Source organism: Niveispirillum sp. FG156 (genome assembly GCF_057809555.1).
Window position 1 is genome coordinate 16,048 of record NZ_JBMDKE010000020.1, and the last position, 16,556, is coordinate 32,603.

Here is a 16,556-nt window from a genome sequence, read left to right on the forward strand (position 1 = left end):
CGCTACGCGTGACGTTGGTTTGTAGCGCGGATTAGCGAAGCGTAATCCGCGGAAACCCCTCACACCGTTTCCGTCTTGAAGGGCCGCGTCATCAGGGCGTCGATGATGGCGTCCAGGTTGGCGCCATGGTTCAGCAGGGCATCCACGGCCTGACAGAGCGGCATGTCCACGCCCTTTTCCGCTGCCAGCTTCGTGACGGCGCGGGCGGTATAGACCCCTTCGGCCACCGACCGCCGCTCGCCCAGCACCTCTTCCAGGCTGCGCCCCTGGCCCAGGGCCGCACCCAGCGACATGTTGCGGGATTGCAGGGAGGAGCAGGTCAGCGTCAGATCGCCCAGGCCCGACAGGCCCATCAGCGTTTCGGCCCTGGCACCCAGCCGCGCGCCCAGCCGGGCGATTTCCGCCAGACCGCGTGTGATCAGGGCGGCGCGCGCATTGTCACCCAGGTTGCGGCCATGGACCACGCCGCAGGCGATGGCCAGCACATTCTTCACGGCGCCGCCCACCTGTGCCCCCACCAGATCATCCGACAGATAGGGGCGGAAGGTACGACCGCCCAGGGCCGCCAGCAGGCGGCGACCTAGCGCCTCGTCCCGGATGGCCAGCGTCACGGCGGTGGGCAGGCCCTTGGCGACCTCTGCCGCGAAGGTGGGGCCGGACAGCACGGCCACGGGCTGGCTGCCCAGTTCTGCCTCTGCCGCCTCGCTCATCAGGCTGCCGGTCTCGATCTCGATCCCCTTGGCGCAGATGATGACGGGCACGCCCGGCTTCAGGTCTGGCTTCAAGGCCCGGCAGGCGGCGCGCAGATGCTGTGCCGGGGTGACCAGCAGCAAGGCATCGGCATCCGCCGCCTCACGCATGGACGCGGTGGCGCGGATGGCGGGGTCAAGCGGGATGCCCGGCAGGAACAGGCTGTTCTCATGCCGCGCATTCACGCTTTCGACCACGTCGGTCTCACGCGCCTGCAGCACCACCTCGGCCCCGGCGCGGGCCGCCGCCATGGCCAGCGCCGTTCCCCAGGCCCCGGCCCCGATCACACCGATGCGCCGCATGGCTTGTCCCCTTTGCTTATCTCTGGCCGGGGCTTGCCACCCCGTTTCTGACAAAGGCTTAGCGCGCGGGACGCCAAAAATAAACAGGGCCGGGCGGGGTGATCCCCGCCCGGCCACGATTTGTCCATCACTGGATCGGTTTACTGCACGGCGGTCGTGCCGGCAGAAGACGCCTGGATGGAGCAGTTGGTGCCGCTCGCCTCGCACTGGACCAGGGCGTCGGCGCGGGCCTGTTCCTCGCTATCGCGAACCACCCAGCCGAAGGCGCCGTCATCCGACATGGCCAGCGCCTTGGCGCCGGCGGCCTTTTCATAGTCGGCCACCACCTCGCCGCGCAGGTCGGCAGCGTCGGTGTGGTTACGGGCCAGCTCGCCCAGCGTGCTGCCGCCGGTCACGGCCTGACCATCGACGGAGATCACGCGGCAGGTCTCACGCGTCACCTCGGCGCAGCGGGCCAGAGCGGCGATTCGGGCCTCACCGCTGTCAACGCCAGAGGCATAGCCGACGGCGCCATCATCGGCGATGGCCAGAGCCTTGGAGCCCTGCAGCTTGTCATACATCGCGACCGCCTCCTGGCCCACACCGGACAGGTTCTGCAGGCCCTTGTCGGTCTTGGCGGCATGGGCCAGGACGGGGAAGGCGATGATGGCGGCGGTGGTGGCCAGAACGAACTTGATCTTCGACATGATATCCCTCCGATGAATGTCGTGCCGTCCCATCCCGGGCGGCTTCGAGGGAAAAACATCCGGGAAAGGCCTTGGTTCCCACCTCAATGCGGAAGTCACGAAATCACCTTGGTTTCGCCGGATTCCGAAGCAGTCGCCACATTGACGCCATGGATCGCCGGCTTTGAACCCGGCATGATGAGTGCAAAGCATAGTAAGACCAAACCGCCGAGGGTTTGACCCTTGGCAGTTTGGAGGCCGGCGACCGCCGGCCCGGCGCCCATGCGCCGTAAGCCAAGCCGCCGGATGGCGGCGCCGGGCGCGTGAGGGAACACAAAATCCGGAGGATGCCATGCTGCTCTATGATGACGCGATCGCCCCAACGCCGCGCCGCGTGCGCATGTTTCTGGCCGAAAAGGGGATCGATATTCCGCGCCGGCTGGTGACCATCGGCAAGGGGGAGCATCTGTCGCCCGATTACCGCGCGCGGGTGCCCAGTGGCCGGGTTCCGGCCCTGGAACTGGAGGATGGCACCGTCATTTCCGAAAGCGTGGCCATCTGCCGGTATCTGGAGGAACTCTATCCCGAACCCAACCTGATGGGACGCGATGCCAAGGAACGCGCCCTGATCGAGATGTGGCAGCGGCGAATGGAATTCGAACTGCTGCTGCCCCTGGCTGGCGTGTTCCGCCACACTCATCCCAAGATGGCCGCCCTGGAATGCCAGGTGCCCGCCTATGCCGAGGCGCAGAAGCCGCAGGCGGAGAAGCGTCTGGCGCGGCTGGACAAGGATCTGGGGCAGACGGAATTCATCGCGGGTGACCGTTTCACCATCGCCGACATCACCGCCTATACCACCTTGACCTTCTTTCCGCGTCTTTGCGCCATCACGCTGGAGGCGATGCCCAATATCCAGCGCTGGCTGGCCAGCATTGCCGAGCGTCCCAGTGCCAAGGTCTGAAGCAACCCTAAGCGGGTATGCCCTCTGTATAGGTCTTTGAAAGAAGGCCATAATTTGGCGGATGTGAAGGCGTTTCTTAACGACTTCCCGCTAGACATTGATAATCATCGCCTTTAGCTTGGCGGGAAAGCGAGACATCAGACGGCGTGCAGGGGGATTGGGGCATGGGATTCACGACGGTATGGCGGCGTTCCACGGACCGTTCCCGCAAAATGGTGACCGCCGTCGCCCTCGCGGCCCTGGTCAGTATTACTGCCCCCGTCGCGGCACTCGCCAAATATGCCTCCATCGTCATTGATGCCAAGACGGGGGAGGTGCTGCATGAAGCCAGTGCCGATACCCGTAATTTCCCGGCCTCCATGACTAAGATGATGACCCTGCATCTGGTCTTCGATGCGCTGGATTCCGGCAAGATCCGCCTGAACCAGCCGCTGGCCGTCTCCCGCCATGCCTCCAACATGGAGCCCAGCAAGCTGGGTCTGCAGCCGGGCGACAGCGTGACCACCGAACAATGCATCCAGGCGCTGGTAACCAAGTCGGCCAATGATTGCGCCGTGGTCCTGGCAGAGGCGCTGGGCGGCAGCGAGGCGAATTTCGCCCGCATGATGACCGACCGTGCGCGCCAGTTGGGCATGACCCGTACCAGCTTCCGCAACGCCTCGGGCCTGCCCAATGCCGGGCAGCTGTCCACGGCCCGTGATTTCGCACGGCTGGCGCAGAGCCTGATCTATGATCACGCCAAGTACTACCCGTACTTCTCCGCCGCTTCCTTCACCTACAAGGGGGCCGTCCACCGCAACCATAACCGGCTGATGAGCCGGTATGATGGCATGGATGGTCTGAAGACCGGCTATATCCGGGCATCCGGCTTCAACCTCGCCGCCTCGGCAGAGCGCAATGGCCGCCGCCTGATCGGCGTCGTGTTCGGGGGGCAGACTGGCACCTGGCGCGACAACCACATGGCCGACCTTTTGGACGATGCCTTCACCGGCAAGCGCGGCGCGCCCATGCTGGTGGCCAGCAACCAGTCCAAGCCCGCCAAGGGCAAGACCCGCACCAAGCCGACAGCACCGGAGGCCGTGGTGGCCGCTGTGTCCGACAGCATCGTCGGCACCGCCAATGCCGCCCCGGCGGTCGCGAGCGTGCCGGCATCGCGCGCCAATGGCAGCTGGGCCATCCAGGTCGGCGCCTATAATGACAAGGGGCAGAGCCAGCGGGCCGTGAACCAGGCCACGCAGAAGGCAGGCACCCTGCTGGACAGCGCCACGCCGCACCTGATGGAAGTATCCACGGCCAAGGGCACCCTGTACCGCGCCCGCCTGACCGGCCTGGATGAGAAGACGGCGCGGCGCGCCTGTGCGCAGCTGTCGAAGGCCGGGCAGAAGTGCCTGACCCTGCCGCCGGCCTGATCCCGTCCGGAAGACCCCGATGATCGCAACGGCCCGCCCCTGAAAGGCGGGCCGTTCTGCTTTCCGGCGTCGATAAGCAGGCCGCAGATCGTATACTCGTTGACGGCACCGGGATTTTGCCTTTACTGCATCCCGTTAACCAATTTTATCGGTACGTCCATGGGCGCGCAGACGATCGCCATTGTCGAGGATGACAGCGATTTACGGGGCATGCTGACCGAGTTTCTGTCCGGTCAGGGCTTTACCATCCATCCGGCCCCCGACGGGGCCAGTTTCCGTGCGCAGATGGCGGCAGGCACGCCCGATCTGGTGATCCTGGATATCGGGCTGCCGGATGATCATGGCTACACGATCATGCAATGGCTGCGCGAACGCGGCGCCGATTGCCCGCCCATCATCATCGTGACGGGCGCCACCAGCCCGCGGGACCGCAGCGCCGGGCTGGACCTGGGTGCCGATGATTATATCTGCAAGCCGTTCGACCTGGGCGAGCTGCTGTCACGCGTGAAGGCCGTCCTGCGCCGCACGGTCCGGGCGGTTCCGTCGGTGCCCGCCGGTGACCTGCATATCCGGTTCGGGCCCTGGCTGCTGAAACGGGATGACAGGGTGCTGGTGTATGAGCCCGATGGCCGGGTCGTGGACCTGACGGCCATGGAATTCGATCTTCTGTCGGTCATGGTGCAGCGGCCCAATCAGGTGCTGAGCCGGGACGAGCTGCTGCAACTGGCCCATACGCGCAAGGCGGAACCGTTCGACCGCGCCATCGATGTGCGTATCACCCGCCTGCGCAAGAAGATCGAGGTCAATCCCAACCATCCCGGCTATATCCGCACCATCCGGGGGATGGGATACATGTTCCATCCGGAGGGAGCGGTTTAACGCTCCACCAACCCCGCCAGTTCCGGCCCGATCACCGCACCCTCCGGCCAGACCCTGACCGCCGGCGCCGGATCGCGGCGGCGGGCCATTTCCAGCAGCGGGCGCAGTTCGAAGCGGAACAGGCTGGGCGCGCCATCCAGCACGATCAGGCGGGGGCGCATGCCGGCGAACAGGGCCAGCAGGGCAGCGGCCCGCCGTTTCTTCCAGGATGGGTCGGCCACATGGCCGTCGGCATCCAGCATCAGGCCCGGCACCTCCGCACTTTCCCACGCGCCCGGCAGCGGGGTCAGTGTCACGCCGGGCGGCGGCGTTGTGGCAAGGGGCAGGCCACCCCAGGCCAGCATCACCGCCCCTTCCCGTGTCAGCATTTCCGCCTGGTCCAGCCGTGCGGACACGTCGCCCGGTCGCATCGGCTGTGCCCGGAACAGGATCGGTTGCGGATGTTGGACAAGGGTCATGGCGGGGTAGGGCTGGACAGAGGGGGGCGGTTGCGGCACCACTTATATAACAAGGCGCCCCATCATAAACCGGCGCCACAGGGAGGGAAGATTGATCGCCAGCCTGACCGCGCAGGTCGAGGCGCTTCGGCGCCTGCCCCTGTTCAAGGATGTGGAGACGTCGCAGCTGAAGCTGCTGGCCTTCACCAGCGAACCCGCCTGTTTTCGCGACGGTGACGCCCTGTTCCGCCAGGACGAGGCATCGGACGCCGCCTATGTCATCCTGGAGGGCAGGGTGGATATGGTGATCGACACCCAATCCGGCCCTATCGACCTGGGTACCTTTGCCGGTAGCGGCATCATCGGTGAGGTGTCGATTCTGTGCGACCGGCCACGCATGGCCACGGCCTTTGCCGTGGGCCATGTCGCCACCCTGCGCATCGGGCGCGATGCCTTTCTCCGGCTGATGGAGGAGTTTCCCCGCATCGCCCTGCCCATGCTGCGCGACGTGGCACGGCGTCTGGAATTCATGACTTTGGAGCTGAGCCGCGCGAAAGGCTGAGCCGGTTTCGCCAACCGGATGACTTCCCACGCCGGCCCGCCCTTTGGCATAAGGGATGTTGAACCGACCGACCGGGAAGGAACCCCCCATGGCCCGCCGCGCCCCGAAACTGCTTCTGCCCCTACTGCTGCCGCTTTATCTGGCGGCCTGTTCGACCAACCCCGTCACGGGTGATCGGCAGATGACGGGCCTGATGCCGCCGGAAAAGGAAGCGGCCATTGGTGCGCAGCAGCATCCGGAGATGCTGAAGGAATTCGGCGGCAAATACGCCGATGCCAAGGTTCAGGCCTATGTCGACCGGCTGGGCCAGCAACTGGCCGCCAAGACGGAAATTCCCGGCACCCGCTACACTTTCACGGTGCTGGACAGCCCTATCATCAACGCCTTCGCCCTGCCCGGTGGTTATGTCTATGTCAGCCGGGGCCTGATGGCGCTGGCCAACAGCGAGGCGGAACTGGCGGGTGTGGTCGGGCACGAGATCGGCCATGTTACCGCCCGGCACTCCGCCGACCGCTATGGACGCGGCGTGCTGGCGCAGGGTGGGGCGGTGCTGGCCGGCATCTTCCTGGGGCAGCAGGTGGGCCAGATGGCGCAGCAGGGGGCGCAGGCGGCGCTGGCCAGCTTCTCCCGCGGGCAGGAGCTGCAAGCCGACAATCTGGGCATCCGCTACATGACGGCGGCGAGCTATGACCCGCGTGAAATGGCGGGGTTCCTATCCTCCATGGGCCGGCATGCGCAGTTGGAGGCGCTGCTGGCCGGACAGGCGGGCAAGGCCGACCAGTTCTCCTATCTCCAGACCCATCCGCCCACGGGCGACCGGGCCGAGCGGGCGGCGGCGGCGGCCAATGTGACGCCGGGCGCCAGCTATCTGGTCCGGCAGGATGAATATATGCGGGCCATCGACGGCATGATCTATGGCGACAGCCCCGATCATGGCTTCGTCCGGGGCCGCGTCTTTGCCCATCCGGGACTTGGCCTGCGGTTCGAGGTGCCGAACGGGTTCCGGCTGCTGAACAGTGACAAGGCCGTGCTGGGTATCGGCCCCGATGGTGCGCAGATGGTGTTCAGCGAGGCGCCGGCCCAGGGTGCCTACAGCGCCGGGGACCATATTGTCAGCGTCTGGGCCAAGGGCGCGCCACTGTCCGATCTGCGCTCCCTGACCATTGACGGGATGCCGGCCGCCACCGCCATCACCCGCCTGTCCGGCAAGGATGGTCTCGTCTTCGCGCGGCTGGTCGCCGTCGCCGGCACCAATGGCAGCTATTACCGGTTCCTGTTCACGGCGGGGCTGGATCAGGCAGGCCGCCTGGATGCCGGGTTCCTGTCCACGGCCCAGGGTTTCCGCCGCCTGACCGCAGCGGAGAAAGCGGGGCTGAAGCCCTACCGGATCAAGGTGGTGCAGGTGAAGCCGGGCCAGAAGGTGGCAGATTTCGTGGCCGCCATGCCCATCAAGGATTATGCGGAGGAGCGGTTCCGTGTGCTGAACAACATCCCGCCGGGGACGGAGCCGCGACCCGGCCTTTGGATAAAGACCATTATCGAAGGCTGAGACAGGGCCGGTTATTGCCGGCCTACCCCCGCTCCTGTACCGTCCGCGCCCATGAAGACCATGCTGACCCTGCCCGGATGTGAAGAGACGACAGCCCATAAAGGCCGCTGGCGCCTGCCCATCACCCTTGTCCTGACGCTGGGTTTCGGCGGGCTGATGCTGGTGGCCGTGGCCAGCGTCTTCTGGCTGGGCGTACAGACATCGGGCCGCAACACCTACAACCTGCTGGCCGACAAGGCCGAGCTGGCCATGAATATGGTGGAGGCGCGTGTGCGCGCCCAGCTGGACCCGGCCCGCAATCAGGTGGATTACCTGACCAACCTGCTGGCCATGGGGCAGGTGTCGATCCAGGATCAGGACCGGATCGAGACGCTGACGCGCGGGGCGCTGGCCGCCACGCCGCAGGTGGCGGGCATCGGCGTGCTGCGGGCGTCGGATGGGCGGCTGTTGGGCACCACCCGTATGGTCAACACCGAATCGGCCTTTTCCATGGACAAGCCGGCGGACGCGGCGGAGATCCTGGCCGATGTGCTGAAGACCGGGTCGGCCCACTGGCTGGACCCGATCTGGGCCGACGAGATCGCCACCACCGTGATGCCGGTGCAGGGCCCGCTGCGCAAGGATGGGCAGTTCATCGGTGCCGTCGCGTCGGTCGTGGGCTTCAATGGCCTGTCGCGCTTCCTGCGGGATGCCGACAAGGGTATGGAAAACGATATCTCCGCCTTCATCCTGTTCGATGATCATTATGTCCTGGCCCACCCGGCGCTGGCGGAACGCAAGTTCGACTTTTCCAAGGTCACGGGCCGGCCGCCGCTGCCGACGCTGGAGGAAGTGGGCGACCCCGTCGCCGCCGCCATCTGGTCCGTCGTGGGGCCGGACGGGGTGGGGACCAAGCTGGCCAAATGGAACGAGGGCAAGAAGGTCGACACCCGCGTGCATGAACGGCGCAGCGATGTGCAGTTCCGGCAGGCCGAGGTGGATGGTGTCTCTTACTTCTATCTGCTGCGCTCCATCTCCGACTATGGCGAGCATCCCTTCACCCTGGTCGCGGTGATGCGGGAAGAGGATGTGGACCGCGAGATCGAACGGTTCCAGCATCTGCTGATCGTCGGGTTCAGCATCCTGATCGGGTCGGTTCTGGCTGCCATGGTCGTGGGCAAGATGATCAGCCGGCGCATCCGCCTGCTGTCCGGGGCCGCCGTCGCCCTGCGCGATCTGGATTTCCAGAATGTGCCGCGCCTGCCCGACAGCCGGTTCCGGGAGGTGGCGGATGCCGCCGCCGCCTTCAACGCCATGATCAGCGGCCTGCGCTGGTTTGAGACCTATGTGCCGAAATCGCTGGTCCTGCGCCTGATCCGCCGCGATGGGGCGCAGGCCGAAATCCCGTCGGAGGAACGCGAGGTGACGGTGCTGTTCACCGACATCAAGGGGTTCTCCGCCATGGCGGAAAAGATGTCACCACAGGAGACGGCAGACTGGCTGAACCGGCATTTCACCCGCATCGCCGCCTGTATCGAGGCGGAGGGCGGGACGGTGGACAAGTTTATCGGCGATGCCGTCATGGCCTTCTGGGGCGCCCCCGATGAACAGCCCGACCATGCCGCCCGCGCCCTGCGTGCCGCCCATGCCATCGCCAGTGTGGTGGCGGAGGAGGCGGAAGAAGCGCGCGCCGCCGGGCGTCCGCCCGTCTGCCTGCGCGTCGGTGTGCATTCCGGCCCCGTGATTGTCGGCAATATCGGCGCTGCGACCCGCATCAACTACACCATCGTTGGCGACACCGTGAACACGGCGGCCCGTCTGGAGGCGCTGGGCGGGGAGATGATGGGCGATGAATGCTATGTCGTGCTGGTCAGCGACGATACCGTCCGCGCCGCCGGCAATTGCACCATCGACATGCCCCTGGCCCCCATCGGCGCCTTCTCCCTGCGCGGGCGGGTGGCTTTGGTCGATGTCTGGCGGCTGATCGTACAGCAGCCGCTGGGCTGACAGGATTTCAGTAGAAGTTCCGTCCGGTGCGCAGGATGCTTGCGTAACGGCGGATAAGGGTAGGTATTTTGTGCGGACGTGCCAGCCGCCTGAACAGTCGGCCATCGACGATATGGGCCCATGTCTCGATAAGGATCACGAGACGCGGATAGTTGGTGACCAGACAGAGCCGGCGGAGAACCCGTTCATCTGCCGGCAGCGGATTGGGCAGTCCAAACAGCTGGTTTGTGATGGTCAGGAATGGCCGGGACCAGGGTAACCAGCCCTCTGTCCCCAGCCGCGTCGCCAGATCGGGAGGCAAGCAGGTCCAGCTTTCGCCGGCGCCGATCCGGATCACGTCCAGCGCTTTCATCAAGGGGCTGCGGCCTGTGCCGAAATCCGGTACCGCCATTAATGTTGCCTGAACCATGGCATGCACAAGCCGGTGGGGCGCAGAGGGTACCCCGATCCGCGCCCCCTCCCAATCCCGCCAGACAAGATCGTGCCGGACGTCATCGTCCGGCAGCAGGGTGGCGAAGCGCGGGTCGATCACATGACGGTGCGGTTCCACCCGGACTGGCCAGTCATCGCTGACCCGTGGCGCATAATGGTGGGACATGTACCAGTCCTCATCCCGGAAGCCCGCCATGGCGCGGTATCCCAGCCCATCGAGCAGCCCAAGCGCATCACCATGGCTGTCCGGGTCGGGAAACCAAAGGTCCAGATCATTCATGATCCGGCCCGATGCTGCCCATCCGTCTTCCAGCAGCCAGACCGCCCCCTTCAGCCAGACATGGCGGATGCCCGCCCGGGTCAAGGCGTGTGACAGGTGCAGCATCTGTGCCCGCAGCCGGCCATTGCGGTCGGCATTCAGGAAATGCACAGCCTCCAGCGTCTCCAGCACTGCTGTGGGCATCGCCAGGGCAGAGCCGTGGCGCAGGGCCGCCAGATACAGCTCTGGCAGCAGCAAATGCTGATCCGCCAGGGCCATCACGGCCCGCCATGCGTCCGGTGGCAGCGGCGTGATACTTTCAGGTGGCGTCAGCGGTGACAGGGTGCGGCACAACCACGCCAGCAAGTGATCTGACCGCGCCATCATGATGCCAAGGGTGCCAGTACCGCTTCCGCTGCCTCCAGGCTGTTAAACGCCAGATGATATTTCGGCAGCCCTTCCAACAGGTCGAACAATGGGTCCAGGCGTGCGGGTTCCAGCCTGTCGCCCGTGGTGAAGCCGCAAACCACCAGCCGCAGCAACGCATCCAGGGTGGTGATCGGCTCCAGCCTGTTGCCGCCCGCTGCATCGAAGCGCGGAAAGACCAGCGCCACGGGCACCCGGTCCATCTGGTCCGGGCCGACATGGGATGCCAGCGGCAGCGGCAAGAACCGCGCCTGCTTGCCAGCATAGGGTGTCACCGGCAGTTCCGGCAGCACCGGATACTCCCGGGCCAGCAAGTCCCAGCTTCCCGGCTTCACCGATGCCGCCGTGGCGAAGGGCAGAATCGTAAGCGGTTCCGTTTGCGACAGGGCGATGATGTCGTCACCGCCATAGGTCCAGCCGCGAGCGACCAACCCCGCCGTCAGAGTACTTTTCCCGCAGCCCGACAGGCCCGGCATTAAAACCAGACCCTTACCCACCCGCCCCACAGCGGCGGCATGGATGGTGGCCAGCGGCCGGCGGCCCGGATCGGCGGCCAGGAACAGGCTGTAGACCAGATGGCTCAAGGCGTCGTTGGACAGCCTGGTCCAGACCAGCCCCTCTGCCGTGTCGATCCAGATACGGTCGCCGCCGACGATGAAGCGGAGGTCGGCAGCACTGCCCGCGTCCTCTGCCACCGGAAAGCCGGACAGGACGGCGCGCAGCCGGGGGATCAGATCGGGATCGATCGGGTTGGCGACAGCCCCAAGCCGCACCGTTGCCGTCCCGTGCAGCAGCCGGATGGTGAAGGTCTGCAACGCCACATCCGGTACGGTGCCACGCAGCGCGTCGCCCGGCGGCACGGGAGTGACGATCCCCGCCTGCCGCGCCGCCGAACGCTTATCCGTCAGGCGCAGATGGCCATCGTCGCCGTCATCTATCCAGCCCAGGTCACGCCATTCGGCCAGACAGGAGGCCACATCCTGCGCGATCTGTTCGGGTGCGGCTGGGGCCGCCTGTCCGGCCAGCAGGGCGATGAGCCCGTCCGGCGTGCAGGGGCCAAGGGAGAGCGACAGCCAGAGGGCCGCCGCCGACGGATTCAGCACCCGCATTTCCTGTTGCCAGAGATCGATGACGACCAGATGACCATCCACCAGCCGGGCGAAGAACCGATCCGGCACGGTGGCACCGTCATTCAGCATGTCATGCTGCAGGCGCTGGCCTTCATGCTGAGCGTCGCCATGGTCACGGGTGCGGCGTAGATCGCGGCCTTGCCCAGACGGCGCAGCATTTCGCGGCGCCGTTCATCGGTGGGGGAGGTAGCCGTCTCACCTGGATTGTCGCCGGTCGTTGCGGGCGTGCCGTTTGTGTCTTTGTTGTTCATCATCCTGCCCCAATGATTACAATGGTAGGATAAGTGTGGCAGTGGGTTTGGTCAACGATACGCTGTGGCGGCGTCGGCTGTCTGCGCGTGGCACCCTCGCCGCAGTGCACACTCGACATTGCGGGCCATAAAGGCCACTCTGCCCGCCGGTTTCCTCCACCGGTTTCAGTGTGAACCAGGGGCCGACGATGCTGCGCCGCCTTCTGCCTTTGCTGCTTTGCCTGTTTTGCGCCTTGCCGGTGGCGGCGGAAACCATGCTGCGTGTCGGCAATGGCCCCGACAGTGAAAGCCTGGACCCGCACCGGGCCGTGGGCGCCGGGGACAGCCGCATCCTGACATCCCTGTTCGAGGGGCTGCTGACCCCGGATGCGGCGGGCCGCATGGTGCCGGGCGCGGCGGAGCGCTGGAGCATCAGCGAGGATGGGCTGACCTATACTTTCTACCTGCGCGCCGATGGCCGCTGGTCCGATGGCAGTGCCGTGACGGCGGCGGATTTCGTCTGGTCCTGGCGCCGCGCGGTGGACCCGGCCACCCGCCCGCTTTTCGCGGATTTTCTCTATCCGGTCCAGAATGCCGAGGAGATTGCGGCGGGCCGGCTGCCGCCCGACAGTCTGGGTGTGGTGGCGTTGGATGACCGCACCTTGCAGGTCCGCCTGAAGGCGCCCAAGCCCAATTTCACCGACTATCTCTATCACCGCGCGACATATCCCGTGCACCGGCCCAGTGTGGAGAAATATGGCGATGGCTTCGCGCGGGCCGGCAACCTTGTCTCCAACGGCGCTTACATGCTGGTGGAACAGGTGCCGCAGTCGCATGTGACGGTGGCCCGCAATCCGCATTTCCATGGTGCCGCAGCGGTCGCCTATGGCCGGGTGCTGTTTTACGCGACCGAGGATACGCAGGCCGAGCTGCGCCGCTTCCGGGCGGGCGAGCTGGATGTTACGGAGACGGTGCCGCCCAGCCAGATCGACTGGGTGCGCGAGAACCTGCCCGCCGAGTTCCGTCTGGCCCCGCGTGCGGGCATCAATTTCATCGCGCCCAACCTGAGGCGGGAGCCGTGGAAATCGAACCGCGCCCTGCGTCTGGCCCTGTCGCTGACCATCGACCGGGAGGGGATTGCCCGGCGCATCCTGCACGATGGTGAGCCGGCCTTTACCTTCGTGCCGCCGGGCCTGCCCGATTACGCGCCGGCCCTGCCGGTCCAGGCCGCCTGGACACAGGATGCGCGTGATGCGCTGGCCCGCGATCTCTTTGCCCAGGCTGGGTATGGCCCTTACCGGCCCCTGACCCTGACACTGCTCTATGCGACGAAGGAAGCGAACAAGCAGATGGCTGTCGCCATCGCCGCCCGCTGGCAATCGGTGCTGGGCGTGAAGACAGTGCTGGAGAACCAGGAATCCAAGGTGGTCCTGGGCCGGATGCGGGATGGTTCCTATCCCGACCTGATGCTGCGCGAATGGTTCTGGGTCTTCCCGGAGAAGTACCTGGAAATCATGCGCAGCCGGGAACAGCGCAATGGTAACGGCTATCAGAACCCCGACTTCGACGCCGCCATGGCCGTCGCCGACAATGCCGCCAGCCGTAGCGATTTTGCCCAGGCGTTGCAGCGGGCCGAAGGCTTGCTGCTGTCCGATGCCGCCCTGATGCCCGTCACCTTCGCCACCAGCCGCCACCTTGTCGCCCCGCACGTCACCGGCTGGACCGACAATCTGCGCGACAGTCACCCGGTGCGGTATCTGGCGCCGAAGTGATCAGTCATCTCTGAGGTAGTTCCGGCGCTGTCCCAAAGGGCCGGTTCAGGATCGACAAGATCTCGGTGGCCGCAAACAGGCGGTTGCGACGGTACCCTGTGCGCTCTGTCAGCACACCCATGGAGACCAGCGTATCGATGGCATTCGTCGCCGCCGGAAAAGTGATGTCCAGCCAACCTGCCAAGCGGTTGACGGTTATTACTGGATAGTCAGACAGCAAATCGAGGGTGCGCAGGGCGCCCGACCCACCGCGCATCTGTCGCCGTCCCTCCCACAACTTGCGAAGTGACTTCAGCGCTTGTCGTGTGGTCTTCAGTTCCGCGACCGTAGCGATCACTGCCTCTGCCATGAAACCCGCAGCCGCGCCCCAGTTCAGTTGCTGCTGGGCAGCCTTCAGGCTGGCATAATAACGATCCTTGCGCGCCTCAATATAAGGCGAGAGGTAGAGCGGCACTTTTCTGTCAGCAGCCATCATCAGGGGCAGCAAAAGACGACCGACACGGCCATTGCCATCCCTGAATGGGTGGACAGCTTCAAAATGAGCGTGTGCCACAGCCATGCGTGTCAGCAAGTTCTGGGTTTGGACCTGTATGCCTTGGTTTTGCAGATAATTGACCGTATCCAGAAGACAGCCTTCGACACGATCAGGTGGTGGCGGGTTGAGAGTGGATTGCTCGATCCGTGAGCCACCGATCCAAACGACTTGAGTTCGCCATTCCCCTGGTTCGTCCCTGTAATCCGGATTGTCCCGCATCACCGCGCGATGCAGTTGGCGAATAAGGTCCAGGTTGAAGATGCTGGGACCGGTGGCGCGCGCCGCCGGCACGAGCATATCCAGCGCCAAGGCATAAGACCGCACCTGACGCGCGTCATTTCTCGCGCCATCGTCCGCATCCGCTTCGACGCTGAGCACCTCGTCCAGTGTGCTGTGCGTGCCCTCAATGGCAGAGCTGGAAAGGGCCTCCTGCCGGGCGATGATCCGACTGACAACCCATGGGTCCGATATCTCGCCAGCCAGTGTTTCCACCTCACTCAACGCGGCGATAGCCGCTTCCATGGTGGTGCGTGCGTCACCGATGGCAATCGCCTCTTCGGGCGGCGGTGCCGGGACAATGCCGTAATGACTGGCATAGGGGGGTGGCAGTCGGGTCAGCGTCTGGCGTACCCCATGGCACAGGTCATCCCTGTTCATTGCCCGTAACCTTTAATATGACCAACTTATCCACAGTTATATTTAAGCTTATGATGATAAAATTCAATAAGGCTGTTGTTGCGCACCCCATATTAAACTTTATGTCAGCCGCCGACGGAAAAGGGCCGCCCTTTGCCAGGGCGGCCCTTCCTTACTCCTACCTCTCAGGCGGCGATCAGTGCCCGCTGCCCGACAGGTTCTTTACGATCTCTTCGGTCACCTTCTTGGCGTCGCCCAACAGCATCATGGTGTTGGGACGGAAGAAGAGTTCGTTTTCGACACCGGCGTAACCGGCACCCATCGACCGCTTGATGAACAAAACGGTCTTGGCCTTTTCCACGTCCAGGATCGGCATGCCGTAGATGGGGCTGGCCGTGTCGGTCTTGGCGGCGGGGTTGGTCACGTCGTTGGCGCCGATGACATAGGCCACGTCGGCCTGACCGAAATCGCGGTTGATTTCGTCCAGTTCGAACACCTCGTCATAAGGCACGTTGGCTTCGGCCAGCAGCACGTTCATGTGGCCGGGCATGCGGCCCGCGACGGGGTGAATGGCGTACTTCACCTCCACGCCTTCCTTCTTCAACAGGTCGCCCATTTCACGCAGCGCGTGCTGGGCCTGGGCCACGGCCATGCCATAGCCGGGCACCACGATCACCTTGGAAGCGTTCTTCATGATGAAGGCGGCATCGTCGGCGGAACCGGCCTTGAAGCTGCGGTCGATGGCGGCGCCACCGGCGGCAGCACCGGCGGCGGCATCACCACCGAAACCACCCAGGATCACGTTGATGATCGAGCGGTTCATGCCCTTACACATGATGTAGGACAGGATCGCGCCCGAGGCACCGACAAGGCTGCCGGTGATGATCAGCAGGTTGTTCTGCAACGTGAAGCCGATGCCCGCCGCCGCCCAGCCGGAATAGCTGTTCAGCATGGACACGACCACGGGCATGTCAGCACCGCCGATGGGCAGGATCAGCAGGAAGCCCAGCGCCAGGGCCAGGATGACGATGATCCAGAACAAGAGCGGCGACTGCGTGATGCAGAGCAGCACGATCAGGGCGACCAGCGCGATACCCAGGCCGGCATTCAGCATGTGCTGACCACCGAACACCAGCGGCTTGCCGCTGACGCGGCCGTCCAGCTTCAGGAAGGCGACGACGGAGCCGGTGAAGGTGATGGCGCCGATGGCCACGCCCAGGCTCATTTCAATCAGCGAGCCGACATGGATGTCGCCGGTCTTGCCGATATTGAAGCTTTCGGGCGAGTAGAAGGCGGCGCCGGCCACGAACACGGCAGCCAGACCCACCAGGGAGTGGAAGGCGGCCACCAGCTGCGGCAGCTGTGTCATCTGGATGCGCTTGGCGATGACCATGCCGGCGGCACCGCCAATGGCAATGCCGGCCACGATCATGACCAGACGCGTGAATTCCAGCGACTTGCCGGTCAGCGCCGGCAATGCGATCAGCGTGGTGACGATGGCCAGCGCCATGCCGATCATGCCGAAGCGATTGCCGGTCTGGGCGGTTTCCGGGCTGGACAGGCCGCGCAGGGCCAGGATGAACAGCACGCCGGAGGCGAGATAGAGAAGCGATGCGGTGACGAGCATTATGGTTCC

15 protein-coding genes are annotated in these 16,556 nt (G+C 65.1%); 7 read left to right on the forward strand and 8 right to left on the reverse strand.

Features of this window, described 5'->3' with window-relative positions; translation table 11 throughout:
• Positions 1-59: 59 nt before the first annotated feature.
• Both ACODSP_RS14145 and ACODSP_RS14150 read right to left on the reverse strand, forming a co-directional pair.
• Positions 60-1,052, reverse strand: coding sequence for an NAD(P)H-dependent glycerol-3-phosphate dehydrogenase (locus tag ACODSP_RS14145; RefSeq protein WP_488966212.1), 993 nt, complete (start codon positions 1,050-1,052; stop codon positions 60-62).
• Positions 1,053-1,192: 140 nt separating this feature from the next.
• Complete coding sequence (locus ACODSP_RS14150) at positions 1,193-1,738, reverse strand: hypothetical protein (protein ID WP_488966213.1); 546 nt, start codon at positions 1,736-1,738, stop codon at positions 1,193-1,195.
• 331 nt (positions 1,739-2,069) lie between these two features.
• Between ACODSP_RS14150 and ACODSP_RS14155 the strand changes: the two genes are divergently transcribed.
• From ACODSP_RS14155 to ACODSP_RS14165, 3 genes are all read left to right on the forward strand, one after another.
• Positions 2,070-2,678, forward strand: coding sequence for a glutathione S-transferase family protein (locus ACODSP_RS14155; RefSeq protein ID WP_488966214.1), 609 nt, complete (start codon positions 2,070-2,072; stop codon positions 2,676-2,678).
• Positions 2,679-2,842: 164 nt separating this feature from the next.
• Positions 2,843-4,087 carry a D-alanyl-D-alanine carboxypeptidase gene (locus tag ACODSP_RS14160; protein ID WP_488966215.1) on the forward strand — a complete coding sequence of 415 codons (1,245 nt, stop codon included), beginning with the start codon at positions 2,843-2,845 and terminating at the stop codon, positions 4,085-4,087.
• A 159-nt stretch (positions 4,088-4,246) separates the two neighbouring features.
• Positions 4,247-4,966: a response regulator transcription factor gene (locus ACODSP_RS14165; RefSeq protein WP_488966216.1), complete on the forward strand. Its 720-nt coding sequence runs from the start codon at positions 4,247-4,249 to the stop codon at positions 4,964-4,966.
• Here the strand turns inward: ACODSP_RS14165 and ACODSP_RS14170 are convergent.
• Positions 4,963-5,424: a hypothetical protein gene (locus ACODSP_RS14170; protein ID WP_488966217.1), complete on the reverse strand. Its 462-nt coding sequence runs from the start codon at positions 5,422-5,424 to the stop codon at positions 4,963-4,965. The genes ACODSP_RS14165 and ACODSP_RS14170 overlap by 4 nt on opposite strands.
• 91 nt (positions 5,425-5,515) lie before the next feature.
• On the opposite strand from ACODSP_RS14170, the gene ACODSP_RS14175 reads away from it, so the two are divergent.
• From ACODSP_RS14175 to ACODSP_RS14185, 3 genes are all read left to right on the forward strand, one after another.
• Positions 5,516-5,965 (forward strand): cyclic nucleotide-binding domain-containing protein, encoded by a 450-nt coding sequence (locus tag ACODSP_RS14175; protein ID WP_488966218.1) that lies wholly within the window; start codon positions 5,516-5,518, stop codon positions 5,963-5,965.
• 88 nt (positions 5,966-6,053) lie between these two features.
• Positions 6,054-7,514: a M48 family metalloprotease gene (locus ACODSP_RS14180; RefSeq protein ID WP_488966219.1), complete on the forward strand. Its 1,461-nt coding sequence runs from the start codon at positions 6,054-6,056 to the stop codon at positions 7,512-7,514.
• 60 nt (positions 7,515-7,574) lie between these two features.
• Positions 7,575-9,500: an adenylate/guanylate cyclase domain-containing protein gene (locus ACODSP_RS14185; RefSeq protein WP_488966220.1), complete on the forward strand. Its 1,926-nt coding sequence runs from the start codon at positions 7,575-7,577 to the stop codon at positions 9,498-9,500.
• A gap of 7 nt (positions 9,501-9,507) precedes the next feature.
• Here the strand turns inward: ACODSP_RS14185 and ACODSP_RS14190 are convergent, their stop codons facing one another.
• Genes ACODSP_RS14190 through ACODSP_RS14200 form a run of 3 tightly spaced genes read right to left on the reverse strand, consistent with a single transcriptional unit; the run spans position 9,508 to position 12,001 of the window.
• Positions 9,508-10,578, reverse strand: coding sequence for a nucleotidyltransferase family protein (locus ACODSP_RS14190; protein WP_488966221.1), 1,071 nt, complete (start codon positions 10,576-10,578; stop codon positions 9,508-9,510).
• On the reverse strand, positions 10,575-11,816 hold the full coding sequence (locus ACODSP_RS14195; RefSeq protein WP_488966222.1) for a PqqD family peptide modification chaperone: 1,242 nt from the start codon (positions 11,814-11,816) through the stop codon (positions 10,575-10,577). Before ACODSP_RS14195 ends, ACODSP_RS14190 begins: the two co-directional genes overlap by 4 nt.
• Entirely contained in the window at positions 11,810-12,001 is a 192-nt protein-coding gene (locus tag ACODSP_RS14200; RefSeq protein WP_488966223.1) for a hypothetical protein, read from the reverse strand. Before ACODSP_RS14200 ends, ACODSP_RS14195 begins: the two co-directional genes overlap by 7 nt.
• A gap of 185 nt (positions 12,002-12,186) precedes the next feature.
• On the opposite strand from ACODSP_RS14200, the gene ACODSP_RS14205 reads away from it, so the two are divergent.
• Positions 12,187-13,749: a peptide ABC transporter substrate-binding protein gene (locus ACODSP_RS14205; RefSeq protein ID WP_488966224.1), complete on the forward strand. Its 1,563-nt coding sequence runs from the start codon at positions 12,187-12,189 to the stop codon at positions 13,747-13,749.
• A gap of 4 nt (positions 13,750-13,753) precedes the next feature.
• Here ACODSP_RS14205 and ACODSP_RS14210 read toward each other — a convergent pair whose 3' ends face one another.
• Positions 13,754-14,941 (reverse strand): Fic family protein, encoded by a 1,188-nt coding sequence (locus tag ACODSP_RS14210; RefSeq protein ID WP_488966225.1) that lies wholly within the window; start codon positions 14,939-14,941, stop codon positions 13,754-13,756.
• A gap of 175 nt (positions 14,942-15,116) precedes the next feature.
• Positions 15,117-16,547, reverse strand: a complete 1,431-nt coding sequence (locus ACODSP_RS14215) for an NAD(P)(+) transhydrogenase (Re/Si-specific) subunit beta (RefSeq protein WP_488966226.1) — start codon at positions 16,545-16,547, stop codon at positions 15,117-15,119.
• Positions 16,548-16,556 lie beyond the last annotated feature (9 nt).